Below are 24,049 nucleotides of genomic sequence, written 5' to 3'. Positions count from 1 at the left end.
AAATAGATACATGTCACAGCGAGTGTCAAGAACCTATCGGTCGCTCGCCCAACTGTCGGACCTAGATCTTGAAAGCCCTTATCACACCAGGTCAGCGAGCTTTCCGCTAACTCGAAGGAAACGACCTGGACACTAGTCCAGCGCTGGTCGGAGCATTGTTCACGGGCGCGGTGCGGTCTCGAGTTCCCGCTTCAGCCGTTTCAGCGTGCGGCGGATGTTCCCCTTCTGGAATTCGGCGAACCCCCGCTTGCCCGTGGCGACCCGGTCGAACCACAGCGCCGGCGTATCCGGCCAGCCGGTCCGGTCGTCGTACCAGGCCTCGGTGATCCGGGTCCCCTCCGCCACACGCTCGAACCGGTATTCCCACGTGGCCACCGCCACCGGCAAGCTCGGCTTCCACAGACCCCACCGCCGGACCTCGAAGACGAACCGGCTCGGGCGCTCGGCCACAGTCACCGTGCAGCCGGTGTGCCAGCGCATGGGGCCGCGCCGGTTGGACCCCACGAAGGTCATTCCGGGATAGGGCGGCCGTCCGGGTTCGGGCACCACCGCGCCGGTGTTCTCCGGGCTCCACCGGCCCATCTGCGTCACATCGGTCACCGCGTCGTAGGCGGTCTCCGGATCCGTGTCCACGATGATGCTGTCGGACACCTCGACGGTCCGGCTTATCTTCACCACGACTGCACTCCTTATCGGCGCGATTGCCGTCGATCCTAGATTTCCGCCGCGGCGGCCGCCGGGCGCCGCGGACAGTACCGGTCCAGCCGGGGCCGGCGAACGGCAGCGCACTCCCAGCGCCGCTACTCGCAGTGGGTGCACGCATTGCCGGCGCTAAGTCGACCCGGCCCCCAGCCGCCCGCCGGCCGCGGCCTCATCTTCCTCCGGCCCGGACCGGATGCCGTATCTCATCAGCGGCACGATCGCGGCCCGGATGAAACCCCGCGCGGCATCCTCGTCGTCGAAGTCCACACCCGCGGTCGGTGTCAGCATGAGCGAATGCGCCATCCGGGCAACCAGTTCCGCGACCGGCCGCGGATCGTATCGGGCGAGCATCCCCTGTTCTTGACCGGCTTCCAGCACACCCACGATGTATTCGATGCCCTGGGACACCATCTCCTGACCCCGCACGGTATAGAAACCGAGCGCCTCCTCCGGGGCGACCGCCAGCAATTGGGTCACCAGCGGATGCGTACGGGTGAGCCGCAGGATATAGAGGACGGTCTCTTCTATCTGCGCATCGATTCCGGAGGTGGCGGTGGCGATGGCGGTCGCCTCCCCGAGCACCCGGCCGATCTCCCGGGACAGCGCGGCCTCGATCAGATTGTCCTTGCCCGAGAAGCGCCGATAGATCGTGACCCGGTTCACCCCGGACCGCCGCGCAATATCGTCGAGGCTGCTCCGCCGGACCCCGACCTGCAGAATCCGCCCCAGGGTCGCGTCGAGAATCCGCTCGTCGACTTCGTCATAGCTCCGGAACATGTATCGGAATTTTAGACCGTGTTTCATTGTGTCATCGTCGGCCGCCCCGGGGCGCTGCGACGTGGGCGAGCAGCGCCGCCACCGCCCGCTCCGCGCTCTGCGCGGCGCTTTCCATGGTGGCCGACCAGTCGGTCCGGGTCCAATCACCGGCCAGCACCAGATTCGGAACCGATGTCCGCTGGTCCGGACGCAGCCCAGCGGTTCCCAGCACCTGCGAAAAAGTGGCCTTCGGCATTTTCACGACCTGCGCGTGCACCAGTCGCGCCTGCGCGGCTTCCGGGTAGTAGCGCCGGATCAGCGCGAACTGTTCTTCGATGATCTCGTCGTTGCTCTTGTGGATCTGCTCGTAGGCACCGCTGGTGGTCAGGCAATAGAGCCAGGCGCCCGCGGGTGCCCGGCCGTGCATGCGCTGCCGGTCGAACACTTCGTCGATCACGCCGGCGCCGCCGATCAGCGCCTCCATCGCGGATTCGGTCCGCAGCGGCCGGTCCAGGTAGAGATTGGTGCTCACGATCGGCGTGACACCCAACTTGTCCGCGGCCGCGTAGATTTCCGCGTGCTCGGGCAGATCGTCGAGCAGACCGTGGATCCGCGAATTGGGCACCGCGCAGACCACCGCGTCCGCCGGGATCTCGGTGCCGTCCGCCAACTGCACACCGGTCACCAGTCCGTCCGTGATCACGACCTTTCGAGCAACCGTCCGGTAGCGGATATCGACACCGTATTTCTCGAACGCCTTCTCGGCGCCGGCGATGTAGAGGGTGTCCAGGTCCACGGTGGGATAGCCGATGGTGACACCCACCCGGTCCTGCGCCCCGATTCGAATCCCCGTAGCCAGGACGTCGGCGAAAACCTTGGCGGATTCCCGCTGCACCGGCTCGGCGGCGATGCCGAGAGCCAGCCAATCCCACAGCGCCTCCCGGGCTTTCGCGGGCATACCCACCCGCTCGAACCACTGTTCGGTGGTGATGTCGGCGAGGTCGGCGGGCTGGAACAGTGCCTGCCGGCCCAATCGCGCGGTCGCGCGCAGGGCGCGGAGACGGTCGAGGACGCCGGCGTCGGGATGCGCGCCCAAGAGGGTCTTGACGGCGCGAAACCCTCTGGTATGCAACATGACCGCGCGCCCGCCGGGCCAGCGCAGGGTGCCGCCGCCCGGGAATTCTACATATTCGCGGGTACCCACGCTCTCCAGATATCGGAAGAGGCTGCGGTACCCGCTGGCGACCACATGCTGGCCGTTGTCCGGAGTATCGCCGACTTCGGGGACCGCCATCGCTTGGGTACGCCCGCCCAGCCGAGCGCGCCGCTCGAGCAGAGTCACCTGCTGCCCCGCTTCGGCCAGCCACACGGCGGCGGCGAGGCCCGCGAGACCACCCCCGATCACGATATGCCGACGGACATCGTTCATCTGCTTCTCCCAGACATCGCGAACCTGCTGATTGACACAATGTAACTCACTCAATACATTTGTTTCATGGGTTCCGAGAACACGGGTGCGAACGTCCCCACCCGACATCCCGCCGCCCCGGTCGAGGTGCCCGGGTTGCGTCCGTTCGCCATGCTCATGGGCATCGGCGCACCCGATGCCGAACAGTGGGCGGCCATGGGTACGTCCCTGCTGGTCGGCGACGAGCCGATGGACGCACTGGTCGACTGGATGCTCACCACCGGCATGGCCACGACCCGGCCGCTTTTCGAGCAGGCCCTGCACACCGGCATCGACTCCGTCCCGGATGCTCCGGCGCCGCTGCGCGCCTTCTTCGCCGCGGTCGAAACGACACCACCCTGGGTGAACGAGCGGACACTGCGCCACGGCGAGCAGGTGCTGCGCCGGGGCGGCTACGACGGTCTGTACCTGGCCCGCGACGTCTCCTTCCTCGGCGGCTATCTCGCCTCCGGCTTCAACAAGACGCTGCTGCGGACCGGCGCGCTGGAAAAAGGGCCCGCCCAGCGGTTCGCCGAAACCATGCAGTGGGCGCTCGACGTCCAGAACGGGATGGAGAAGTTCGGCCCCGGCTATCGGTCCACGCTGCACGTACGCTTCGTCCACTCCCTGGTCCGCCGGCACGTCGGCGCGATGCCCGACTGGGACGGCGACGCCTGGGGGCTGCCGATCAACCAGACGGATATGGCGGCGACGCTGGTGGGGGCACTCATCGCCCCGTTCATCGGCGGCATGACCATGGGTATCGTCCCCTCCCGGGCCGACCGGGAAGCTGCGGCGCAGCTGGCCCGCTACGTCGGCTGGCTCATGGGCGTCTCGGACGAGTGGCTGCCCACCGGTTTCCGCGACAGTGTCCGGATCCTGTACCACTGCATGACGGCCATCACCAACCCCGACGAGACCACCCGCCAGCTCGCCCTGCCGATGGCCGACGATCCGCTCGACTGGCACTACCCGAACCTGCCGTGGCTGCGCGGCCGGATCGCCCGCGCCCAGCATCTGTCGATCTCGAGTATGTATCTCGGGCCGAGCGCCATGCGCAAACTCGGGCTGTGGCCGTATATGCCGCCGTGGTATCCGCTGCTGCGGCTTCCGGTGAACTTGGCCCGCACCGCGGCCATTCGGATCAGTCCCGCCGCCCGTGCACGCGCCGAAGAACGCGGCCTGCGCGAGCAGGAGGCGTTCCAGCGACTCCTGGTCGGCTCCGGCCCCGCCACCGTCGGAATGTCGGCGCACCACCTACAGGCCACGGCCTGACCGGCTCAGCTACCAGGTGGCGCGTTGCGCTCCGGTCGTCTCGCCAGTTCCCGGAGTCGCACCCAGTCCAGTACCGGTGCGGCAGAACGTATCCCGGGACGAGTCCGCGGAACCCGCACACGCAGGGAACCGGCTTCGACGACGCAGCGCACCGGTGTCTGCAGGAGCAGCGATTCGCCGTCCACTCCTACCGGAATCCGCGGTGCGTCGCTCTCGACCTCGATCACGGTCGCGGTCCGCTGCGTCAGACCGCGACTGTTGGTACGACGCAGCAGGCCGACGGCGTCACGAGTATTCGCGACCGAGACTGTCACCGCGCCGAGTACGCCGCGGTCGAGTCGATCGCGGCGACTGAGACCGGCCGGATCGCCGGTGCCGTACGGGTTGTTGCTCACCAGTATCGCCTGCGGCCCGTCGACGACGGTCCCACCGATCCGCGCGACGAGCCGGGCGCCGGTATGCCCGGCCAGGAGGTCCGGGAGCAGCCGCAGCACCGTCGCGGTCTTGTCGTCGCGGTAGGCGGGACTGCGCACGATTTCGGCGTAGACGCCGAACGACGCATTGTTGACGAACGGCAGCCCGTTGACGCGGCCGAGATCGACCCGGATCTCGACGCCGTCGCGCAGCGCGTCGAGACAGGCGACCGGGTCGCCGCGGTCCAGGCCGAGATCCAAGGCGAAGTGGTTGCGCGTTCCGGCACTGATCACCAGGAAAGGCACCTGGTGTTCCGCGGCGACCCCGGCCACGAGGGCCTGCGTCCCGTCGCCTCCGGCCACCCCGAGCAGGTCGGCGCCGCGCGCGACCGCCCGGCGGGCCACCGCCGCCACATCCACGGGAGCGGATCCCTCGAGCAGCACGACGTCGGCGCCGAGTTCCTCGGCCCGGCGCCGCAGGTCGAACTTCTCGACCTTGCCGCCGCCCGAGTGCGGATTCATGATCAGGAAGGGGCGTTGCGGCGGCGCGGACGAGTACTCGGACGACGGCGGTGCGCCCCCGCCCAACGCGGCGCGTGCGCAGACCAGGGCCAGGAACACCGCCGCGCACGTGAGCACGACGACCCACAACAGATGCGCGCGCACGAAGAACACCACCACGACGACCGGGGCCAGCACCGCGACGGCGAGCGCGACCACTCTGAGTACTCCGCGCCTGGTCAGGAACCAGTACAGTGCCGCAACCGTGACCACGACGCCGCCGGTCCCGACGACGAGCAGGCCGAGGGCGCCCAGCACCCCGGCGAACAGTACGGGCAGCGCGGCCGCCACGACGGCGAACAGCAACGCCGCCCGGGCCGCCCAGCGCCGGAGCGGGGCACCGGGTTCGACATCATCGCGCCGGTTCACCGTCCGGACCCTGGATCGCGCGCGGTGGCGACGAGCGTGATCAGGAGCGAGCGGGTCGTGCGTCTGTGGCCCATGATTGTCTTTCCGCACGCCACCGTGCCGGTTCCGGCCTCGTGGCCAGGTCACGATCCGCGCGCGCAGCATCACGGCCGGACTCGCCGAAGCCTGCCGAATTCTCGGTCATCGCACCATCGTCGACCCCTCGAGGAAATCCGGTCAAGGCACGAAACGGGCGCGAACGCGCATCGTGTGCGCCTGGGTCAGTGTCCGGGTTCCCATGTCGTCACGGCCCAGCTGACCACCACGCTCAACGCGATGATCACCATGGACCACGCGGGGTAATAGGGACGGTTCACCCGCGATGCGCTGTCGGTCATGGTCAACCCCTCGCCGATCGGAAAGACCTGATCATCGGAACCGGTACCGTCGCGGCGTCGAACCGCCGACCGAGACCCGGCGGCTGCGATGTCCGTGCCGACCCAGCTTCGTCGCCGGACCGGGCAGTGACCTCACCCTTCGCGGGTGAGGCGAGGCCGGGCACAGCGGAGCAAGCTCTCGTCGAGTAGCGAAACCGGGCGCGCACAGCGATCCGGAAGGCCTTGATCCGGCCCGCACTCACGGGCGGAGGCAGGTGCATGACCGACTCCGGTGACAGTCGATCCGCCGACGGCGCACTCGGCGCGGACGAGCGCCGCGAACTCGCGCGCCTGCGCGCCGAACTCGCCCGGCTGCGCCGCGAACAACCGGGCGCGGGAACCGGGTCGCGCCGGGCACGCTGGACCGCGGTGGTGGTGCTGCTGGTGCTCGTCGGCTTCCTGCTCGTGGCTGCCGTCGCGGCCCGGTACACACGTTCGGAAATACTCGATACCGACCGCTATGTGAGCACCGTCGCGCCGTTGGGAGCCGATCCGGCCGTCAAAGGCGCGGTCACCGACAGGGTGACCGAGGCCATCGTCACTCGGCTCGATATCGAAGCCGTCGCCGCGGAGGCGTTGACCGAACTCTCCCGGTCCAGACCCCGCCTCGAGCCGGTGGTGGGCCTGGCTCCCGTCCTCGCGGAGCAGGCGGAGACCTTCGTGCGCGACACGGTGTCCGAACTGGTCGACTCCGACCGGTTCGAAGACCTGTGGGTCCAGGCCAACCGGGCGGCGCATACGAGACTCGTCGCCGTGGTGACCGGCGACACCCGCTCCGGCGCGATCGAGGTCGACGACACCGGCACGGTGAGCATCTCGCTGGACGCTGTCCTCGCGGAGGCGCGAACGCGGCTGTCGCAGCGGGGTTTCACGTTCACCCGCGAGCTCCCGCCGCTCGACGAGCAGTTCGTGCTGTTCCGATCACCGGAACTGGCCTCGGCGCAGCGCATCGTCGGCGCGCTCGACAAAGCCGCCGGCATCCTCCCGTGGGCGGCGGCGCTCGCGGCGGCCGTCGCGGTGTGGGCGGCGCCCCGGGGATCGCGGCTCCGTGCCCTGGCCGCAGTGGGCGTGACGTGCGCCGTCGCCATGGCGGTGCTCGCGCTGGCGATCTATCTCGGCCGGTCGCTGTATCTGGGCGACCTCCCGCCGGAAATCCGTTCCCCGGCCGCCGCGACCGCGGTGTTCGACACTCTCGTGGCTCCGCTGCGCAGCATGCTGCGGGCGGTTTTCGTGGCGGGGCTCGTCGTGGCGGCCGCCGGCTATCTATTGGGCGGATCGGACTCGGCGTCGGCACTGCGCCGGACCTGGGGCCGATTCCTCGCCGTGCTCCGCCGTCCCGGCGGCACCCGGCCTCCCACCGCGTTCCAGTTGTCGCTGGCTCGGGCGCGGGTACCGTTGCGGGCCGCGATCGTCGCGGCGGGCGTGGCGATCGTCGTGTTCTGGAACTACCCGACCGGGGCCGTGGTCGGCTGGACCGTATTGCTCGCCCTGATCGCCCTGGTCCTGCTCGAGCTGGCGATGCCGCCCACGATCGCCCGGTCGCGGAGCGGGGCACGAGAAGGATCCGAGACGAGCTGACCACAAGACCCGGCCCTTCCCGGCGCCGGTCCCGACCGGCACTTTCATCGAGACTTCTACGAAAACTCTGGTCCCGGCTCCTCGGCTCGCTATAACGTAGGTCGGTACCCGTTCGGCGAGAGCACCTCTGCCGCACCCCGACAAGGACAGGAAATATGGAGATTCAGGGAACACGGGCGATCGTGGTCGGCGGCGCCTCCGGAATGGGCCGGGCCAGCGCCGAACTGCTCGCCGCGCGCGGCGCCACGGTGGCGATCGTCGATCGGACGGCCAGTGCGGGCAACAAGATAGCGGCCGACCTCGGCGGCGCCTTCTACGAAGCCGATGTCACCGACCACGCCGGAATCGAAGCGGTGCTGGCCGCGGCAGTGGACCGGCTGGGCGGTCTCGATATCGCCGTGAACACCGCCGGCGGCGGTCTGGCCAAGCGCACGTTGTCCAAGACCGGGCCGCACGATCTGGAGTCGTTCACCCAGATCGTCAACCTGAACCTGATCTCCACGTTCAACCTGAACCGGCTGCAGGCCTGGCATATGAGCCAGGGCGAGCCGAACGCCGACGGAGAACGCGGTGTCATCGTCAACACGGCGTCCATCGCGGCGTTCGAAGGTCAGATCGGGCAGGTCGCGTACACCGCGTCGAAAGCCGGAATCGCCGGGATGGCGCTCACCATGGCTCGCGACCTCGGTTCGGTGGGCGTCCGGGTGCTCGCCATCGCGCCGTCGCTGTTCGATACCGGCATCCTGGCCGGAGTCCCGGAGGAAATGGTCACCCCGCTCGTGTCCGGGAATGCCTTCCCCAAACGAATGGGGCGGCCCGAGGAGTACGCGAAACTGGTCGGTGCCATCGTCGAGAACGCCATGCTCAACGGCCAGTGCCTGCGCCTGGACGCCGGGATGCGGTTCGCGCCCAAATGAATCGGTGACCGCCGCGGCCGGTCGCGGCCGCTGCGGCCGCTGCGGCCGCATCCGGGGTCGCTCGCGGGCGGTGCGACCCGCGCCCACCACAATGGGTCCGACGGTAGTTCCGGCCCCGCGGCTCAGGGCCGCACTTCGCACCACGGGAGGTGGCCCATGACCTCGGAGTCCGTCCGGCCCGCGGAGTCGATCGCGGACCGGCTCGCCCTCCAGCGCATCGGCGAGCACCGGTTCCGCGGTCGCGTCCATGACGGCCCCGCGCGTCGCAGCTATGGCGGCGAGGTCGCGGGGCAGGCGGTGCTCGCGGCGGGACTCACCGCACCGCAGGATCGGCCCATCCATTCGGCGCAGACCTACTTCCTGCTTCCGGGCGACACGACGGTACCCACCGAGTTCGCGGTCGACATTGTCCGTGACGGCGGGTCGTTCTCGACCCGGCGGGTCGAAGCCCTCCAGGACGGCCGGGTGATCTTCACAATGCTCGCGTCCTTCCATCGCTGCGAGGAGGGGCTCTCCCACCAGGTCGCCGCGCTCGACACACCGGGCCCCGACGAGGTACCCGAACTCGCGGAAGCCTTCGCCGAGCATCCGGCGGCGCTGGCGTGGACGACGCGTTTCCTGGACGCGCTCGGTATCGACGCCCGGTTCCCGGACCCGCCCGCGCGGGCGCACGCCATGAACGGACAGGCCGCCCCGGCACGCCAGCGGGTCTGGCTGCGTGCCCGGCAGCCGGTTCCCGACACGGCGCTGGGTCAGGCGGCCTGCCTCATGTACCTCAGCGATCTGCTGCTGCTCTCGGCGACCACCGGACCACACGGGCCCGAACTGAAGGACCGGGACCTCCAGGTCGCTACCGTCAACCATTCGATCTGGTTCCATTCGCCGATACGAGTGGACGATTGGTTCCTGCACGATCAGCACGGCCGGTGGTCGGGCGGCGGGCGCGGACTGGCCCACGGCGAGATCCTCGACCGGTCCGGGCGGCTGTGCGCCACCACGATGCAGGAGGGGCTCATCCGCCCACGGTGAGTTCACGGATGGTCGTCCAGCGGCTCACCGGAATCGCCGCCGCGACAGATCAATCGGGCCGGGAGTGCTCCAGGTACGCGACGATCGCATTGGTCAGGCCGCGGCGGGCCACATCCAGATCCGTGTAGGTCCCCAATTGCCGTTCGGACGCGATTCCACGCATCGCCCCCGGCAGAAAAGCGGCCACTTCGCGCACCCGGGCCGGGTCGACGTCCAGATCCGCGAAGGCTTTCTGGCAGGCTTCGCCCCACGATTCACCCCACGACGACAATTCGGCCGCGGTGTGCGGATAGAGACGCTCGAGTTCGGCCCGATCCCGCGGTAGGGCGGTGCGCAGGGTCTCGATCGCCCGTGAATCGGTCGCGGTCAGGCCTCGGAAAAGCGTTTCGACGGTGGCCGCGACCCGGTCCCGCAGGGGCGCGCCGGTATCGGCGACGATCGGCAGGGCGCCCCGGCGTTCCGCGGTTCGGCGCAGCACCGCCGACCACAGACCGTCGGCATCGTGGAATTGGTATTTGACCGCCCCCCAGGTGGCGCCGATCTCCTTGGCGATGCGGTTGGCCGATACCGCGCCGGGATCACCGGTGGCCAGTGCGCGCACGGCGGCCTCCAGCATGCTCTCCCGGGTCGCCAGGCCGCGCCGGTTGACCTTTCGTCCCCCGGCAGCCGTATCGGTCATTCTTCGGATGGTAGCGGTATTCGCGGGGGCACCGAGCACGGTTGCGCGGCGTTCACGCGGTGGCGGTACGGGTTCGCAAAGATATCCTCCAATTTTCACAGAACCTACTGTGAAACTCTCGAATCCTCGCTACGATCGCGAGTGCACGCCCGGCCACCGGCTCCGGAACCGCGCGCAACCGATCACAGGAAAGGACAGACCGGATGGCGAAACCACCGCTGTCGATGCAACCGACCGGCTGGTTCCAGGTCGCTTGGTCGGCCGAGGTCGGCGTCGGGGATGTCCACCGGATGAAGTACTTCGACCGGGAACTGATCGCCTGGCGCACGAGCAGCGGCGAAATCGCGATCATGGACGCCTACTGCGAACACCTCGGCGCACACCTCGGTTACGGCGGCCGGGTCGAGGGCGAGCGGCTCGTATGCCCCTTCCACGGGTGGGAGTGGAGCACCGAGGGACGCAATCTCTGCATTCCCTACGAGAAACGGCCCAACCCGGGCCGCCGAATACGCAGCTATCCGGCGGTCGAACGCAACGAGGGCGTCTACCTCTGGCACGACATCGACGGCCGCGCACCGTATTTCGAGGTGCCCGATGTCTTCACCGGTTTCGGTGACGGCATCACCGAGGCCGACTACTACCCCGCCTACGGACAGTCCACGCTGCACCGGCAGCAGCTGGAACTACACCCACAGTACGTCCTGGAGAACGGCGTCGACTTCGCCCATTTCGAATTCGTGCACAAAGTGCCGATCACCCCCGAGTTCACTCGGCAGGACTTCGCGGAACCGGTGTCGTATGTGGACTTCACCATCACCTTCGGCGGCGACGGCGCCGAATCCATCGACGAGGTCACCAGCGGGGTGAACGCGATCAACGGCGGACTCGGGGTCGCGGTCACCAAGAGCTGGGGAATGATCGACAATCGCACGGTGTCCGCGGTGACCCCGGTGGACGATTCCACCTGCGATGTCCGGTTCGCGGTGTGGATCGGCCGGGAGCCCGGCGACGACGGCGACACCCAGCCCCGCTCGGCGAACCGGGTCGCCCGAGCGGTGATCGAACAGTTCGAAGCCGACATCCACATCTGGCAGCACCAGCGCTATTCCGATCCGCCCGCCCTGGCCCGCTCCGAATACGAGGGCTTCACGGCCCTGCGCACCTGGGCCGCCCAGTTCTATCCCGAGACCAGAAGGACCGCCGCCCATGGCCATCGATGACACCCGCCCGATCCGCGTCTTCCAGGTCGCCACCGGCAATGTCGGCACCGAGATGATCAAGCGGGTCGGTAACCATCCCGACCTCGAGCTGATCGGGTTGCACTGCTACACACCGGAGAAGATCGGCCGCGATGCCGGGGAGATCGTCGGCGGCGAGCCGATCGGCGTGGTCGCCACCGGAACGGTCGAGGAGATCATCGCCGCGAAACCCGATGTGCTGACCTATCACGGGGTCTTCCCGGACGAGGACCTGTACGTGCGGATCCTGGAAGCCGGGATCGATATCGTGACGACAGCCGACTGGATCACCGGCCACCACCGCAATGCCAACCACCCGCATCCCTCCGGGAAATCCACCACCACGGTGCTGGAGGAGGCGTGCCGTAAGGGCGGGGCGACGTTCTACGGTACCGGGATGAATCCCGGGCTCACCCAGATCCTGGGCATCGTGCAGACCTGTGATGTCGCCGATCTGGAGAACGTCACCGTGATCGAGTCCGTCGACGTGTCCTGTCACCACTCGGTCGGCTCGTGGGAGATGGTCGGCTACGGCCGCCCCGTGGACGATCCGGAGCTGCCGGGAATGCTGGAGAAGGGCACCCGGGTGTTCGCCGACGGAGTTCACCTCATGGCGGACTGTTTCGGCCTGACACTCGACGAGGTCACCTTCGACTACGAACTCGGCGCGTGCACCCGCGATATCGATCTCGGGTGGTATCGGCTGCCCAAAGATTCGCTCGGCGCGAACTACATCAAGTATCAGGGGATGGTGGACGGCGTGCCGAAGGTCGAGGTACACGTCGAATGGCAGATGACCCCGCACACGGACCCGCACTGGGATGTCCAGGGCTGCTATATCACCACGATCAAAGGAGATCCGTACATCTCCAGCAAGCACCGGGTCCTCCCCAAGCCGGGAACGGATTTCTCCTCCCCCGAAGCGTTCGCCTCCGTGGGAATGACGGTCACCGGGCTGCCCGCCCTCAATGCCGTCCGCTCGGTGGTCGAGGCGCGGCCCGGCGTGATCACCAGCGCCGACCTGCCGCTACGCGCCTTCGCCGGCCGTTTCCGCTGACGACGCCGCGGCGCGGCCGGGTCCAGCGGCGATATCCGGGCGCGGTTGCTCGCTCGTCTCGAGACGGAACCGCACACCGGTGAGCCGCTCGGCGGCCTCCCACAGCCGACGGCCGATCGCCGGATCGTGCGCCGCCGGGGAGGCCGGCATCGCCACCGCCGGCCCCACCAGGCCCCCGCGGTTCCCGGGTCCGTAGAACCCGGCGCCCACCGTGTCCGGATCGAGGGCGGCCCGCAGTATCGGCAACGCCCCCCGCTCCGGCGTCTGGGTGACCAGGCGCGCCAGGGTCATCACCACACCGCTGTAGGCGATCCGGACGAGCAGGCTCTCGTCTCGCAGGATCGTGGACCGCACCGCACCGGGGTGCGCGCCCACCGAGAGCGCCCGCGATCCCGCGGCGCCCAGTCGGCGCTGTAGTTCCACCATGAAGGTCGTGGACGCCATTTTCGACCGCGAGTAGGTGACCAGGCGCCCGAAGTTCCGCTCGGACTGGAGATCGTCGAAGTCCAGTCGCGCCATGCGGCGGCCGTGGCTGAGACTGCTGATACTGACGACCCGGCCCGCGGGCGCGGCGGTGACCAGATCGATCAGGCGGGCGGTCAGGGCGAAATGACCCAGGAAGTTGACGCCGAAATCGCTTTCGAACCCGTCCGCGGTCAGCGTATGCGATCCCGCGACCACACCGGCGTTGTTGATCAGCAGATCGATCGCGGGGAATTCGGCGTGCAGCAGGCGCGCGCACTCCGCGACCGAGGCGAGATCCCCGATATCGACGTGCACCGTCCGGATATCGGCGTCCGGCACCGCCGCCTCGAGGCCCGCCTTCGCCCGGGCGGCGGCGACATCGTTGCGACAGGCCAGCACGACCGTGGCGCCGCGGCGGGCCAGTCCGCGAGCCACCTCCAGTCCGATACCAGTGTTCGATCCCGTCACCACTGCGGTGCGACCCGACTGATCGGGCGCGTCTGCCACTGTCCACGGTTCGTACGAAGAGCTCACGGCATATATCCAGTTCCAGCACGGTGTACACCGCCCCGGGGACGGCAGGTCCAGCCGAAGTATAAGTCAATTCTCTTCAGAGAAGAACGGTATTATCGCACCAGCGCGCTGTCTGCGGACGCCGTGGCCTCCCGTACCGGAACCCGGTTCCCGCGGGCGCTCATTCGACCGGCGCCGCCGAACCACCCTTCGGACCATCGCCCTTACGACCGACACCGCCCAGGATCAGCCGCTCTTCGGAGGTCACCGGCGACCGCGCCGGCCCCGACGGCCACCATTCGTCGAGCGCCACCACCCCCGGCTCGACCAGGTCCAGTTCACCGAAGTAGGACACGATCTCCTCCCGGGTCCGGTACCAACCGGACCCCAGACCTTTCTCGAGAAAACGCCGCTGCACTTCCCGCGCGAGATCGTGGTCGGCCGAACCGTCGGCGGGGTCCCAATAATGCGTGATCGCCACGAACGAACCCGGACTCAGCTCCCGTGCGCACCGCGCCACGATCGCCGCCGGATCCGCGGCGTCGTCGAGATGATGCAGAACCGAACCGAGAATCAGCGCCACCGGACGGCTCGGATCGAGATAACGCCAGACCGCCGACTCCGGGGCCAGCACCGCGGGATCGGTCAGGTCGCCGTCGAGATAGATCGTGTCCTCATTGGTTTCCATCAGCACCCGGCCGTGCGCGCTGCACATCGGATCGTTGTCCAGATACACCACCCGCGCCCACGGATTCACCAGTTGCGCGATCTCATGGGTATTGCCCAGCGCGGGCAGGCCGGCGCCCGCGTCCAGGAACTGGTCGACCCCGACGATCCCCGCCAGATACCGGACCACCCGGCGCACCCAGGCCCGGTTGCGCCGGGCCACCTCACGCATCCCGGGAGCGATCTCCAGTACCGCGTCGAGGACCTGGCGATCGACTTCGAAGTTGTCCTTGCCGCCCAGGCTCGCGTCGTGCACCCGGGCGATACTGGCCCGGGTTGTGTCGACCCCGGCGGGCGGCCGGCCGGTGGCCGGTGATCGGAACGGTGAATCTGGCATCGTTTTCTCTCTATCCGGTTGTGGTGCGGCGCGACATCGACAGGTAGTGCTCGACACATGTGACGTCGGTCGCGTAGCGAATTCATCGCTCCCGGAACAGATTCGTCCACGAAGATCTCGAAACGATAAGTTTCGGCTGTTCGACGCCGAAGAAGTCGATGGCGCACCTGCGTCGAGGCCACGTCGATTCGCCGGAAGCGACAGCCGGGGACAGCGATCCGCTCTAGAGTGTGTGCTACCGGCGCGCATTCGGTACCACCGCGTCCACCGCGCGCGGTACCCATGGTCCGCCAGCTCGGAGCCGCTCATGAACCCTACCGATAGCGCCTCGGCGGCCACCCGCCGCTACCATCGGCTCGATATCTCCCAACCTGCCTTCTGGGCCCGGGATTTCCGTACCCGCGACGAAGTGTTCGCACAGCTGCGCGCCGAACCGGGACTCACCTGGCACGCGCCGCCGCCCGCGTTCTTCCCCCATGACGAGCCCGGGTTCTGGGCGGTCACCCGGCATCGCGATATCGCCCAGATCAGCCGTCATCCCGAACTGTTCACCTCGAGCCTCGGTATCAGCCTGGACCCGATGCCCGTGGAGGTGCAGCGCCCCACCACCTTTTTCCTGATGATGGACCCACCGCAGCACACCCGGTACCGGCGACTGATCAGTTCGGCGTTCACTCCGAAGCAGGTGCGGCGCATAGAATCCCAGATCCGCGACAACGCCGCCGAGATCGTGGACGAGTTCCTCACCGACCTGCGCAGCGGGCAACCCACCGATTTCGTGGACAGTCTTTCCCGGAAGCTGCCCATGCGCACCGTGTCGGACATGATCGGCATCGAACGATCCGATCGGGAAGGCGTCGCCTACGCGGCCGAGGCGATGTTCAGTTCGAGCGACGAGGAGTACGCGAGCCTCGAGGAACGTGCCACCTTCTTCATGACCCAGTTCGGCATCCTGCACGGGGCCGGCACCGACCTCGCCCAGCGTCGTCGCCAGGATCCGCGCGATGATCTCATGTCCGCGATCGTCGAGGCCGAAGTGGACGGCCACCGCCTCACCGACGAGGAGATCGGCGCCTTCATGGTGCTGCTCGCCTCCGCGGGCAACGACACCACCAAACAGACCACTTCGCACGGGTTCAAGGCACTGGTGGACCATCCCGCGCAACGCGAATGGCTGCTCGAGGACTTCGACGCCCGGATCGGCGGCGCCGTCGAGGAATTCGTCCGCTGGGCGACTCCGGTCATCCATTTCGCCCGGCACGCGGTCACCGATACCGAGGTCGCCGGCACACGCATACGGGCCGGCGAGAAGGTGGTGATGTTCTACTGTTCGGCCAACCGGGACGAGACCGCACTCGACGCACCGCATATCTTCGACATCACCCGCGGCCCGAATCCGCATTCCGGATTCGGCGGCGGCGGCGCCCATTTCTGCCTGGGCGCCTGGTTGGCCAGGATGCAGATACGGCTGCTCTTCCATGAGCTGCTGACCCGGGCGCCCGAGGTAGTACTGGGCGAACCGGAATACGTGCACAGCGATTTCGTGCACGGTATCAAACGGATGCCCGTGCGCCTGGCGTGACCGGACCTCGGGCACAACCGCGCCGGACCGTCCCGACCGACACAGAATCCCGGTCCGCGGGCCCCTGCGGCGAGCAGCGCGGATAGCGCGGCGACCGTTGGTCCCCCCGGCATCGAGGGTCCCGATAACCGTCGCACGAGCGCTCGGACACGTACGCTGTTCCCGATCGATTCACGCGACGAGAGGATCTCTGATGAAAACCAAACTGAACTGCCCCTGCGGCGAGCACCTCACGGGAGCCAACGAGGACGAACTGGTCGATATCGTGCGCAAGCACCTCACCGAGAACCATCCCGGCCACGACTACTCCCGCGACGAGATCCTCTTCATCGCCTACTGAGCCGCGACCCCGCCTCGGCGATCCGTCATCGGCCCGGCACACCACGCCACCGCGGATGGCCGGACGCCCCGGCCACGCCACCGCACGACGAGAACCCCGGACGCACCGTGGTATATGGATCTGGGCAGCATCGCTCGCCAGGAAGGATCCCCATGGACGACCACACACTCGCCGCGACATTGGCCGAAGAGGCCGGAGAACTGCTCCTGGAAATCCGGGAACTCGGCGGCAGCGTCGGTGACCGGCGGTCCAACAGTTTCCTGCTCGAACGACTCGCCCGGGAGCGCCCCGCGGACGCTGTGCTCTCGGAGGAGTCTCCCGACGACGGCGCCCGCACCCGGCGGTCCCGGGTGTGGATCGTCGATCCGCTCGACGGCACCCGCGAATACGGTGAGCCGGGCCGCGTGGATTGGGCGGTCCATGTAGCACTCGCGGTGGACGGCGAGGCAGCGGTGGGCGCGGTTGCCCTACCCGCACAAGGGCTGGTCCTGCACACCGGCAGACCGCCCGTCCTCCCGCCACCGCCACCGCCCGGCACCGTGCGGGTCGCGCTGTCGCGCAGCCGCCCCTCTTTCGCGGTCCGGCGGCTGGTGGCCCGACTGTCGGCGACCGAGGTGCCGATGGGGTCGGCCGGCGCCAAGGCGATGGCCGTCGTCCGGGGAATCGCCGATATCTACGCCCATTCGGGCGGCCAGTACGAATGGGACTCCTGCGCGCCGGTCGCGGTAGCGGCCGCGGCCGGGCTGCACGTCTCCCGTCTCGACGGGAGCCCGTTGCGCTACAACCGGCCCGACCCCTATCTCCCCGATCTCCTGATCTGCCGCCCGGAACTGGCCGAACTCGCGCTCAAAGCATTGTCCGAGTAGCCGAACGCGCTGGCGACTCGCGCATTCCGGCAGCGAGCAGGGCTGGAACTCGCAGCTCACGGCCCCGCGGATCGACGGTCCGTGCGGCCGGGGCGTCGGTGGGCACACAATGGTCGGACGTGTCCGCAATGACAGGAGAACGGCAAGTGAGTGGTCGACTATCCGGCAAAGTAGCTTTCGTCACCGGCGCAGCGCGCGGTCAGGGGCGGGCGCACGCGGTACGGCTGGCGGCGGAGGGCGCCGACATCATCGCGGTGGACCTGTGCGGCCCGCTTCCGCCCGCGGTCCCCTACGACGCAGCGACCCCGGCAGATCTCGATGACACCGTCCGACTGGTCGAGGGCACCGGACGCAAGATCATCGCCTCGGTGGCCGACACGCGGGACGCGGCCGCCCTGCGGGCCGCCGTCGACGACGGAGTGGCCGCCTTCGGGCGGCTCGACGTGATCGTCGCCAATGCCGGGATCTGCATCCCCGAACCGTGGGACACCATCACCCCGGAATCGTTCGGGGCGGTCCTCGACATCAATGTCACCGGCACCTGGAACACCGTCACCGCCGGGGCGCACCGCATCATCGAGGGCGGCCGGGGCGGTTCGATCATCCTGATCAGTTCCGCGTCGGGCGTCGCGATGCAGCCGTTCATGGTGCACTACACCGCCAGTAAGCACGCCGTGACCGGAATGGCCCGAGCGCTGGCGGCCGAACTCGGCAAGCACTCCATCCGGGTCAACAGTGTCGCGCCCGGCCCGGTCGCCACACCGATGGGTTCCGGGGACATGGTCGGCGCGCTCACTCGCGCGGCCGAAACCAACGAACTGCTGGGCCGGATGAACACACCGCTGCTGCCGGAAGGGATCGCGCAGCCGGAGGACATCTCCGACGCGGTGTGCTGGCTGGCGAGCGAAGAGTCCCGGTTCGTCACCGCGAGCAGTATCTCTGTAGATCTGGGTGCGGCCCAGTACTGAACGACCTCCACCGCGGCCCGTCGCGACCGGATCGGAGGTCGGGCCGCGGCGGGCCGCCAGTGGCCGGTCCGTCCGCTCGCGGTGCAGCGGGCCGCCGCTGATCAACGCAGGATCGTACCGCCGTCGATATTGATGATCTGCCCGTTGATCCAGGCGCCCTCCGCGGAGAGGAGGAAGGCCACCAGCGCAGCGACATCCGCCGGTTCGCCGACTCGGGGACTGTGCATCCGCGCCAACGCGGCCTTCTCCAGATCCGGCCACTGGGGCGCGGAACGGATCGTCTCGGTGGCGGTGAACCCGGGCGCCACGGCATTGCAGCGGATTCCCTCCCTACCCCATCGGGTCGCCACATGCCGGGTCAGCGCGCCGATACCGGCCTTGCTGGTCGCGTAGGCGGGTCGCGTGGGTTCGCCCTGGAACGCCGCCGCGGACGACATGTTCACGATGGCGCCGCCGCCCCGCGCCACCATCAGCGGGATGGCGTTCTTCATGGTGGTGAGGTAGCCGCGCACGCTCACCGCCATCACCCGATCCCAGATCTCGAGGTCGATATCGACGATATCGGTGTCGTACCGCAGGGTGCGCATATCAGCGCCGACATTGAACAACGCGTCCACTCCGCCGAAGCGGTCGGTCGCCGACCGGAACAGCGCGCCGACGGATTCGGGGTCGGCGAGGTCGAACCCGGCGGCGACAGCCGTACCGCCGGCGGCCGTGATGGTCTCCACTGTCGCCGCGGCCTCCGACTCGCGCAGATCTCCCACCACCACCCGGTAGCCCTGGGCGCCGAGCCGGAGCGCGGTGGCCGCCCCCAATCCGGTCGCGCCGCCCGCCACCACGGCCACTCTGCCGCCCGGACCCGATGAGTTCATCTCCACGCACTCCTCCCCGTCGCCTACGCGAACAAGGTTCTCTCATTTAGAGAAGACGATACCCGCAGCTCCGGATGCGCCCGCGAATGCGGCAGTATGGATCCTGTGGAGCAATCGGCGGTATCGATGGACGTGGTGGCGTTGCGGTTCGGTCCCGACGACGCGGCGGTCACGTTCGGGATCGCGGCACGCCCTCATGAGCCTTTCACCGGACAGCTCGCGCTACCCGGTGTGCTACTGGGACGCGGGGAGCGGCTCGCCGAGGCGGCCCGCCGTGCGGTACACACGAAACTCGGCGTACCGGCCGCGGCCATCGGGCCGGTAGGCCAGCTGGTGACCTTCGACGAACCGAACCGCGACCCCCGCGGGCCCACGCTGTCGATCGTCATGTGGGCGGTGACCGGACCGCACGAGAGTCCGGCGCGGTGGGTGTCCTTCGACGACCCGCCCACCCTGGCCTTCGACCACAACAGCATCGTGGACGCGGCGCGCGGGCTGCTGGCCGGGCTGCTCTGGAAGGATCCGCCGCTCACCCGCGCCCTGCTCGGCGACCAGTTCCCCGCCACCCGCGCGGTGGACCTCACCACCTCCCTGCTGGGCACCCGGCCGGACGCGGCGAACCTGAACCGGACGCTGGCCGGAATATCCGGACTGGAGAAGACCGACGAACGGCGCCGCACCAAACCCACCGGCCGCCCGGCGGCGGTCTGGGCGTTCACCGGCGACCGGTAGCCGGTGAACGCGGACCGTGACCGGTCGGCGTCCGCGCCGGACCGAATCGTTATTCGGTTGCGTGCCGAACGCACACTCGACACACTGGCGCACGTGACCGAATTCGACACGGCCGCCGTCATCCGACGGCTCCGGGCGGCCGGATGCGTTTTCGCCGAAGACGAAGCGCGCCTGCTGGTGGCCGCCGCCGAGTCCGAGGAAGATCTGGACACGCTCGTCGTACGACGGGTCGCGGGTACACCGTTGGAACATGTGCTGGGCTGGGCGGAATTCCGCGGGATCCACGTTGGTATCCAGGAGGGGGTTTTCGTGCCACGGCGGCGATCCGCCCTGATGGTGGACGAGGCGCTGGCTCTGGTCGCCGAACGGCCGGTGCGCACCGTGGTGGATTTGTGCTGCGGTTCGGGCGCACTGGGTTTGGCGGTGCTCACCGAACTCGGCTCGACCTCGGTCGAGCTGGTAGCGGCGGATATCGACCCCGTCGCGGTCGCCTGTGCCCGGGACAATCTCGCGCCGGTCGGCGGGCGGGTCGAGCAGGGCGATCTGTTCGACGCCCTCCCCGACGGACTACGCGGCCGGATAGATATCCTGCTGGCCAATACCCCGTACGTGCCCACGGATCTGATCCCGCGGATGCCGCCGGAGGCCCGCGATCACGAACCGGCGGTAGCGCTCGACGGCGGACCCGACGGACTGGGTCCGGCTCGCCGCATCGCGGCGGGCGCCCCCGGCTGGCTGACGCCCGGCGGGAGTGTGCTGATCGAGATCGGCACCGAGCAGATCCCGGCCGCCACCGCGATACTCACCGGCAACGGGCTGACTGCGGCGATCGCCCGCGCACCGGATCTCGACGCCACTGTGGCCGTCGGCCACCGGCCCCCTATTTCCGGCCGCTGAAATCGTCCATCGAGTGGTACACGCCGACTGTGTTCAGGAACAGGTCGCGCAGTTTGATCGGTAACACCCCGGACAGCGCCTTGTTCAGACGGGAGGTCCAGGGCAGGATCACCACCGGCGTACCCTTCTTCATCTCCGTCCAGGAGGTGTCCACGACCTTGTGCTGGTCCAGGATCGGAGTGAGCCAGAATCCCTTGGCGCCCTCGAACATTCCGGTATTGATGTAGGTCGGACAGACCGTGGTGACCCGGACGTGGCCGTGACCGGCCTGTTCCAGTTCGATACGCACCGAATCCGACCAGCCCAGCGCGGCCCATTTCGAGGCCGCGTAGACACTCATCCGCGGGTTGTGCACCAGACCGGCCGAGGAGGAGATGGTGAGCACCCGGGCCTCGGTGGTCCCGGCGACCATCGCCGGCAGGAACTCCAGGGTCACGTACATGGGCGCCAGCGAGTTGATCGCCATGGTCTTGTCGATATCGTTGCGGTCCTCGGTTTCCCAGAAATAGGTGTTACCGCGGACGATCCCGGCATTGTTGACCAGCACATCGATCGTGCCGACGTCCACGCGGACCGATTCGCCGGCCGACGCGACCGCGTCCGGATCGGAGACGTCGACGGTGTAGGTGTGCACGGTGCCACCCGCGGCCGTGAGTTCGGCGGCGGTCTCCTTCAACCCGGTGTCGTTGATATCCCACAGCACCACCGCGGCGGCGCCCTCCCGCACCGCCCGGGCGGCGAACAGTTTGCCCAGGCCCATGGCGGCGCCGGTGATCAGCACCTTCTTACCGGCCACCGTGTCCAGTTTCATCGGTTCGGATCCTTGTCGTCAGAGAAAGAGCTGGGGCAGTGGCCTACTTCTGGCGCAGCGTTTTCATGACCCGGAAGTACAGTGTCATGGTTTTCGCCCACGTGGCCTCCGACATCCCCGGCAGTGGCGCGATCGGGAGCATCCGCTGGACCGCGATGGTCTGGGTGTCGACGTATTTCAGCAGGCCCTCCGGACCGTGGCGGCGACCCGTCCCGGAAATCCCCACTCCGCCGGAGGGCGCGTCGGCGCTACCCCACGCGGCGATGAAACCCTCGTTCACGTTCACCGAACCCGCGTTGATCCGGGCGGCGAATTCCCGGCCGCGCGCCGCGCTGCGGGTCCATACGCTCGCGTTGAGTCCGTACGGGGTGTCGTTGGCCTGAGCGACGGCCTCGTCGTCGGTCGCGACCTTGTAGACCGAGACGACCGGGCCGAACGTCTCCTCGCGGTACACCGCCATCTCGGAGGTGACATCGGTGAGCACCGTCGGCTCGTAGAAGTAGGGGCCGAGGTCGGGGCGATGGACCCCGCCGGCCAGGACGGTCGCGCCTTTCGCGACCGCGTCGTCGACATGGGACCGGACCGTGTCGAGTTGCCGCGGGAAGGTCAGCGAACCCATATCGGTGGAGTAGTCGAGCGGCGATCCCAGCTTCAAGGCTTTCACCGCCGGAACGAACTCCGCGATGAACCTGTCGTAGACCTGCTCGTGGACGTAGATCCGCTCCATCGATTCGCAGAGCTGACCGGCTGAGGCGAAACTGGCCCGGACCGCCGTCTTGGCGGCGGCGCCGGGATCGGCGTCCGACAGCACCAGCAGCGGGTTCTTGCCGCCCAGTTCGAGGGAGCAGCCGATGAGGCGCTCCCCGGCCTGGCGGCCGATGGTCCGGCCGGTCGCGCTCGAGCCCGTGTAGTCGACATAGTCGGCGCGATCGATCACCTCGCCGCCGATCACCGACCCGCGGCCCAGCACGATCTGCCAGAGGTCCTCCGGGAGGCCGGCCCGGACGGCGGCGTCCACGGCCCACAGCGCGGTGAGAGCGGTCTGATTGTCGGGACGGCCGACGACCGCGTTACCGGCCACCAGCGCGGGCAGGGCATCGGAAACCGCCAGGGCGAGCGGATAGTTCCACGGCGAGATCACCGCGACGACGCCTTTGGGGCGCTGGCGTACCTGCACATCGGTGAGCACCGGCAGCACCCCGCGCGGGTTGCGGCGGGCGAGCAGTTTGGGGGCGGTCGCGGCATAGTACCGGGAATTGACCGCGACATCGCCGACCTCGTCGAAGGCGTGCGCTCGGGATTTTCCGGTTTCGGCCTGGACGATATCGAGAATGGTGTCCTGTTCGGCGAGCACCAGGTCGTGGAAGCGCCGCAGGACCGCGGCCCGCTGCCGGACCGGCACCTGCGCCCACTGCCGCTGGGCGACGCGGGCGCGTTCGAAGGCGGCGTCGATATCGGCGACCGAGGACTGGGGCAGTTCGGCGATCTGCTCCCCGGTGGCCGGCGCGGCCACCGTGACCGCCGGGGCGCCTCCGGCCGCGGCCCGGGCGAGCAGCGGTTTCACCAGATCCGGGGTCAGCGCCCCGGTGGCGGCAGGACGCTGGGCGGTCGTCATCGTCGGCGTACTCCTGGGTCGATCTCGCACCGCGGCCACGAGACCGCGGCGGCAGGATTAATTGAACAGCGGTGTTAGAGTAATGCTCGTGCCGTACGCCGTGTCAAGGGCTCCGTTCCGAGCAACAGTCCGGAACCGCCGCGGGCTGTGGGATCTCACAGGCCGGCCGGAGGCCGTATCGTGAGCGCGGCGAACACCGACCGGCCCGCCCGCCGGGGTCGGCCGCCGCAGACGCTGGAGCAGGCCGAACAGGTACGCGCCCGGATCGTGCGGGCGACCGCCGAGGTGTTCACCCGCAACGGGTCGCGCGGCTCGAGCGTCGCGCAGATCATCGACGAGGCGGGGCTGTCCCGCCCGACGTTCTACCGCTACTTCGCGAACGCGACCGAACCCCTCAACGCGGTGCTCGATGTCTCGAATGCCGAACTGGTCGGCGGAATCGGGGCCGCGGTCGAAGCTTCCGGCGAGGGCGTCGACCTCGGCATCCGGCTCATCGACGCCTATCTGGATTGGGCCCGCGGCCACGGCGCGATGCTGCGGCCGCTGTTCGCCGAACTCCACGATCCGGGGTCGCCGGTGTCGGGGTATCGCAATGAGGCGCTGGCGGGCATCCGGTCGATAGTGCGGTCGAAATTCGCCGAACTGGGCCGGCCGGTGCCTGCGCCGCTGGACCTCGACGCGGCACTACACGTATGCGAGTACGTGGTCTACCGGATCTCGGCCGCGGCGGAACCCGGCAGCGAACCGGATCCGAACACCGTCGCCGCGGCCCGGCTGACCATGATCCGGGTGGTCCTGGCGACGCTGGGTAACACCGACGATGTGCACTACGCCATGGCCTTGCCCGGTATCTTCCCGGGCGCGCCGGCGGATACCTCCGGCGGGTAG

24 protein-coding genes are annotated in these 24,049 nt (G+C 68.6%); 13 read left to right on the top strand and 11 right to left on the bottom strand.

Annotation, left to right across the window (positions count from 1 at the left end):
* Positions 1 to 159 precede the first annotated feature (159 nt).
* The 3 genes from OG804_RS06310 to hpnE all read right to left on the bottom strand — a co-directional run bounded on the left by OG804_RS06310 (position 160) and on the right by hpnE (position 2,887).
* Entirely contained in the window at positions 160 to 678 is a 519-nt protein-coding gene (locus OG804_RS06310; protein WP_328394821.1) for an SRPBCC family protein, read from the bottom strand.
* A 153-nt stretch (positions 679 to 831) separates the two neighbouring features.
* Positions 832 to 1,479, bottom strand: a complete 648-nt coding sequence (locus OG804_RS06305; protein ID WP_328394819.1) for a TetR/AcrR family transcriptional regulator — start codon at positions 1,477 to 1,479, stop codon at positions 832 to 834.
* Positions 1,480 to 1,510: 31 nt separating this feature from the next.
* Positions 1,511 to 2,887 (bottom strand): hydroxysqualene dehydroxylase HpnE, encoded by a 1,377-nt coding sequence (gene hpnE / locus OG804_RS06300; protein WP_328394817.1) that lies wholly within the window; start codon positions 2,885 to 2,887, stop codon positions 1,511 to 1,513.
* 66 nt (positions 2,888 to 2,953) lie between these two features.
* Between hpnE and OG804_RS06295 the strand changes: the two genes are divergently transcribed.
* Positions 2,954 to 4,180, top strand: a complete 1,227-nt coding sequence (locus tag OG804_RS06295; protein WP_328394815.1) for an oxygenase MpaB family protein — start codon at positions 2,954 to 2,956, stop codon at positions 4,178 to 4,180.
* Positions 4,181 to 4,185: 5 nt separating this feature from the next.
* Here the strand turns inward: OG804_RS06295 and OG804_RS06290 are convergent, their stop codons facing one another.
* The gene (locus OG804_RS06290; RefSeq protein ID WP_328394813.1) at positions 4,186 to 5,523 is read right to left on the bottom strand and encodes a diacylglycerol/lipid kinase family protein; all 1,338 of its coding nucleotides are present in this window, start codon (positions 5,521 to 5,523) and stop codon (positions 4,186 to 4,188) included.
* A 260-nt stretch (positions 5,524 to 5,783) separates the two neighbouring features.
* Entirely contained in the window at positions 5,784 to 5,900 is a 117-nt protein-coding gene (locus tag OG804_RS32310; RefSeq protein WP_442941756.1) for a DUF7144 family membrane protein, read from the bottom strand.
* A gap of 258 nt (positions 5,901 to 6,158) precedes the next feature.
* Between OG804_RS32310 and OG804_RS06285 the strand changes: the two genes are divergently transcribed.
* The 3 genes from OG804_RS06285 (at position 6,159) to OG804_RS06275 (ending at position 9,463) form a co-directional block, all read left to right on the top strand.
* Positions 6,159 to 7,517: a hypothetical protein gene (locus tag OG804_RS06285; RefSeq protein WP_328394811.1), complete on the top strand. Its 1,359-nt coding sequence runs from the start codon at positions 6,159 to 6,161 to the stop codon at positions 7,515 to 7,517.
* Positions 7,518 to 7,672: 155 nt separating this feature from the next.
* The gene (locus OG804_RS06280; protein WP_328394809.1) at positions 7,673 to 8,434 is read left to right on the top strand and encodes an SDR family NAD(P)-dependent oxidoreductase; all 762 of its coding nucleotides are present in this window, start codon (positions 7,673 to 7,675) and stop codon (positions 8,432 to 8,434) included.
* Between the two features lie 156 nt (positions 8,435 to 8,590).
* The gene (locus OG804_RS06275; protein ID WP_328394807.1) at positions 8,591 to 9,463 is read left to right on the top strand and encodes an acyl-CoA thioesterase; all 873 of its coding nucleotides are present in this window, start codon (positions 8,591 to 8,593) and stop codon (positions 9,461 to 9,463) included.
* 49 nt (positions 9,464 to 9,512) lie between these two features.
* Here the strand turns inward: OG804_RS06275 and OG804_RS06270 are convergent, their stop codons facing one another.
* Positions 9,513 to 10,142 carry a TetR/AcrR family transcriptional regulator gene (locus OG804_RS06270; RefSeq protein ID WP_328394805.1) on the bottom strand — a complete coding sequence of 210 codons (630 nt, stop codon included), beginning with the start codon at positions 10,140 to 10,142 and terminating at the stop codon, positions 9,513 to 9,515.
* Between the two features lie 203 nt (positions 10,143 to 10,345).
* On the opposite strand from OG804_RS06270, the gene OG804_RS06265 reads away from it, so the two are divergent.
* Complete coding sequence (locus OG804_RS06265; RefSeq protein WP_328394803.1) at positions 10,346 to 11,362, top strand: Rieske 2Fe-2S domain-containing protein; 1,017 nt, start codon at positions 10,346 to 10,348, stop codon at positions 11,360 to 11,362.
* Positions 11,349 to 12,437, top strand: a complete 1,089-nt coding sequence (locus OG804_RS06260) for an NAD(P)H-dependent amine dehydrogenase family protein (protein ID WP_328394801.1) — start codon at positions 11,349 to 11,351, stop codon at positions 12,435 to 12,437. The genes OG804_RS06265 and OG804_RS06260 overlap by 14 nt, the downstream gene beginning before the upstream one ends.
* Here OG804_RS06260 and OG804_RS06255 read toward each other — a convergent pair.
* A complete protein-coding gene (locus OG804_RS06255) occupies positions 12,408 to 13,436 on the bottom strand; it encodes an oxidoreductase (RefSeq protein ID WP_328394799.1) in 1,029 nt (342 codons plus the stop codon). The two genes, OG804_RS06260 and OG804_RS06255, sit on opposite strands and share 30 nt — an antisense overlap.
* A 160-nt stretch (positions 13,437 to 13,596) precedes the next feature.
* A complete protein-coding gene (locus tag OG804_RS06250) occupies positions 13,597 to 14,478 on the bottom strand; it encodes an SAM-dependent methyltransferase (protein WP_328394797.1) in 882 nt (293 codons plus the stop codon).
* A 307-nt stretch (positions 14,479 to 14,785) separates the two neighbouring features.
* Between OG804_RS06250 and OG804_RS06245 the strand changes: the two genes are divergently transcribed.
* The 4 genes from OG804_RS06245 to OG804_RS06230 all read left to right on the top strand — a co-directional run bounded on the left by OG804_RS06245 (position 14,786) and on the right by OG804_RS06230 (position 18,234).
* A complete protein-coding gene (locus OG804_RS06245; protein ID WP_328394795.1) occupies positions 14,786 to 16,060 on the top strand; it encodes a cytochrome P450 in 1,275 nt (424 codons plus the stop codon).
* Positions 16,061 to 16,253: 193 nt separating this feature from the next.
* Positions 16,254 to 16,400 (top strand): DUF1059 domain-containing protein, encoded by a 147-nt coding sequence (locus OG804_RS06240; protein ID WP_328394793.1) that lies wholly within the window; start codon positions 16,254 to 16,256, stop codon positions 16,398 to 16,400.
* A 152-nt stretch (positions 16,401 to 16,552) separates the two neighbouring features.
* Entirely contained in the window at positions 16,553 to 17,266 is a 714-nt protein-coding gene (locus OG804_RS06235; RefSeq protein WP_328394791.1) for a 3'(2'),5'-bisphosphate nucleotidase CysQ, read from the top strand.
* Between the two features lie 146 nt (positions 17,267 to 17,412).
* Positions 17,413 to 18,234 (top strand): mycofactocin-coupled SDR family oxidoreductase, encoded by an 822-nt coding sequence (locus tag OG804_RS06230; RefSeq protein ID WP_328394789.1) that lies wholly within the window; start codon positions 17,413 to 17,415, stop codon positions 18,232 to 18,234.
* A 101-nt stretch (positions 18,235 to 18,335) separates the two neighbouring features.
* Here OG804_RS06230 and OG804_RS06225 read toward each other — a convergent pair whose 3' ends face one another.
* Complete coding sequence (locus OG804_RS06225) at positions 18,336 to 19,106, bottom strand: SDR family NAD(P)-dependent oxidoreductase (RefSeq protein WP_328394787.1); 771 nt, start codon at positions 19,104 to 19,106, stop codon at positions 18,336 to 18,338.
* A 105-nt stretch (positions 19,107 to 19,211) separates the two neighbouring features.
* Here OG804_RS06225 and OG804_RS06220 point away from each other — a divergent pair, with 105 nt between their 5' ends.
* Entirely contained in the window at positions 19,212 to 19,838 is a 627-nt protein-coding gene (locus OG804_RS06220; RefSeq protein WP_328394785.1) for an NUDIX domain-containing protein, read from the top strand.
* 93 nt (positions 19,839 to 19,931) lie between these two features.
* The gene (locus OG804_RS06215) at positions 19,932 to 20,735 is read left to right on the top strand and encodes a putative protein N(5)-glutamine methyltransferase (RefSeq protein WP_328394783.1); all 804 of its coding nucleotides are present in this window, start codon (positions 19,932 to 19,934) and stop codon (positions 20,733 to 20,735) included.
* On the opposite strand, the gene OG804_RS06210 is transcribed toward OG804_RS06215, so the two are convergent.
* Positions 20,719 to 21,546, bottom strand: coding sequence for an SDR family NAD(P)-dependent oxidoreductase (locus OG804_RS06210; RefSeq protein WP_328394780.1), 828 nt, complete (start codon positions 21,544 to 21,546; stop codon positions 20,719 to 20,721). The genes OG804_RS06215 and OG804_RS06210 overlap by 17 nt on opposite strands.
* Before the next feature lie 43 nt (positions 21,547 to 21,589).
* Positions 21,590 to 23,161 carry a succinic semialdehyde dehydrogenase gene (locus tag OG804_RS06205; RefSeq protein ID WP_328394778.1) on the bottom strand — a complete coding sequence of 524 codons (1,572 nt, stop codon included), beginning with the start codon at positions 23,159 to 23,161 and terminating at the stop codon, positions 21,590 to 21,592.
* A gap of 180 nt (positions 23,162 to 23,341) precedes the next feature.
* Between OG804_RS06205 and OG804_RS06200 the strand changes: the two genes are divergently transcribed.
* Entirely contained in the window at positions 23,342 to 24,049 is a 708-nt protein-coding gene (locus tag OG804_RS06200; RefSeq protein ID WP_328394776.1) for a TetR/AcrR family transcriptional regulator, read from the top strand.

The organism is Nocardia sp. NBC_00416, from assembly GCF_036032445.1.
In the GTDB taxonomy this organism is placed as follows: Bacteria; Actinomycetota; Actinomycetes; order Mycobacteriales; family Mycobacteriaceae; genus Nocardia.
This window is presented reverse-complemented; position numbering and strand designations above follow the sequence as displayed.

Coding starts and splice junctions, on each gene's coding strand:
- OG804_RS06305 (WP_328394819.1), bottom strand. CDS start 1,479: ATGTTCCGGAGCTATGACGAAGTCGACGAGCGGATTCTCGACGCGACC.
- hpnE (WP_328394817.1), bottom strand. CDS start 2,887: ATGAACGATGTCCGTCGGCATATCGTGATCGGGGGTGGTCTCGCGGGC.
- OG804_RS06295 (WP_328394815.1), top strand. CDS start 2,954: ATGGGTTCCGAGAACACGGGTGCGAACGTCCCCACCCGACATCCCGCC.
- OG804_RS32310 (WP_442941756.1), bottom strand. CDS start 5,900: ATGACCGACAGCGCATCGCGGGTGAACCGTCCCTATTACCCCGCGTGG.
- OG804_RS06285 (WP_328394811.1), top strand. CDS start 6,159: ATGACCGACTCCGGTGACAGTCGATCCGCCGACGGCGCACTCGGCGCG.
- OG804_RS06280 (WP_328394809.1), top strand. CDS start 7,673: ATGGAGATTCAGGGAACACGGGCGATCGTGGTCGGCGGCGCCTCCGGA.
- OG804_RS06275 (WP_328394807.1), top strand. CDS start 8,591: ATGACCTCGGAGTCCGTCCGGCCCGCGGAGTCGATCGCGGACCGGCTC.
- OG804_RS06270 (WP_328394805.1), bottom strand. CDS start 10,142: ATGACCGATACGGCTGCCGGGGGACGAAAGGTCAACCGGCGCGGCCTG.
- OG804_RS06265 (WP_328394803.1), top strand. CDS start 10,346: ATGGCGAAACCACCGCTGTCGATGCAACCGACCGGCTGGTTCCAGGTC.
- OG804_RS06260 (WP_328394801.1), top strand. CDS start 11,349: ATGGCCATCGATGACACCCGCCCGATCCGCGTCTTCCAGGTCGCCACC.
- OG804_RS06250 (WP_328394797.1), bottom strand. CDS start 14,478: ATGCCAGATTCACCGTTCCGATCACCGGCCACCGGCCGGCCGCCCGCC.
- OG804_RS06245 (WP_328394795.1), top strand. CDS start 14,786: ATGAACCCTACCGATAGCGCCTCGGCGGCCACCCGCCGCTACCATCGG.
- OG804_RS06240 (WP_328394793.1), top strand. CDS start 16,254: ATGAAAACCAAACTGAACTGCCCCTGCGGCGAGCACCTCACGGGAGCC.
- OG804_RS06235 (WP_328394791.1), top strand. CDS start 16,553: ATGGACGACCACACACTCGCCGCGACATTGGCCGAAGAGGCCGGAGAA.
- OG804_RS06225 (WP_328394787.1), bottom strand. CDS start 19,106: ATGAACTCATCGGGTCCGGGCGGCAGAGTGGCCGTGGTGGCGGGCGGC.
- OG804_RS06210 (WP_328394780.1), bottom strand. CDS start 21,546: ATGAAACTGGACACGGTGGCCGGTAAGAAGGTGCTGATCACCGGCGCC.
- OG804_RS06205 (WP_328394778.1), bottom strand. CDS start 23,161: ATGACGACCGCCCAGCGTCCTGCCGCCACCGGGGCGCTGACCCCGGAT.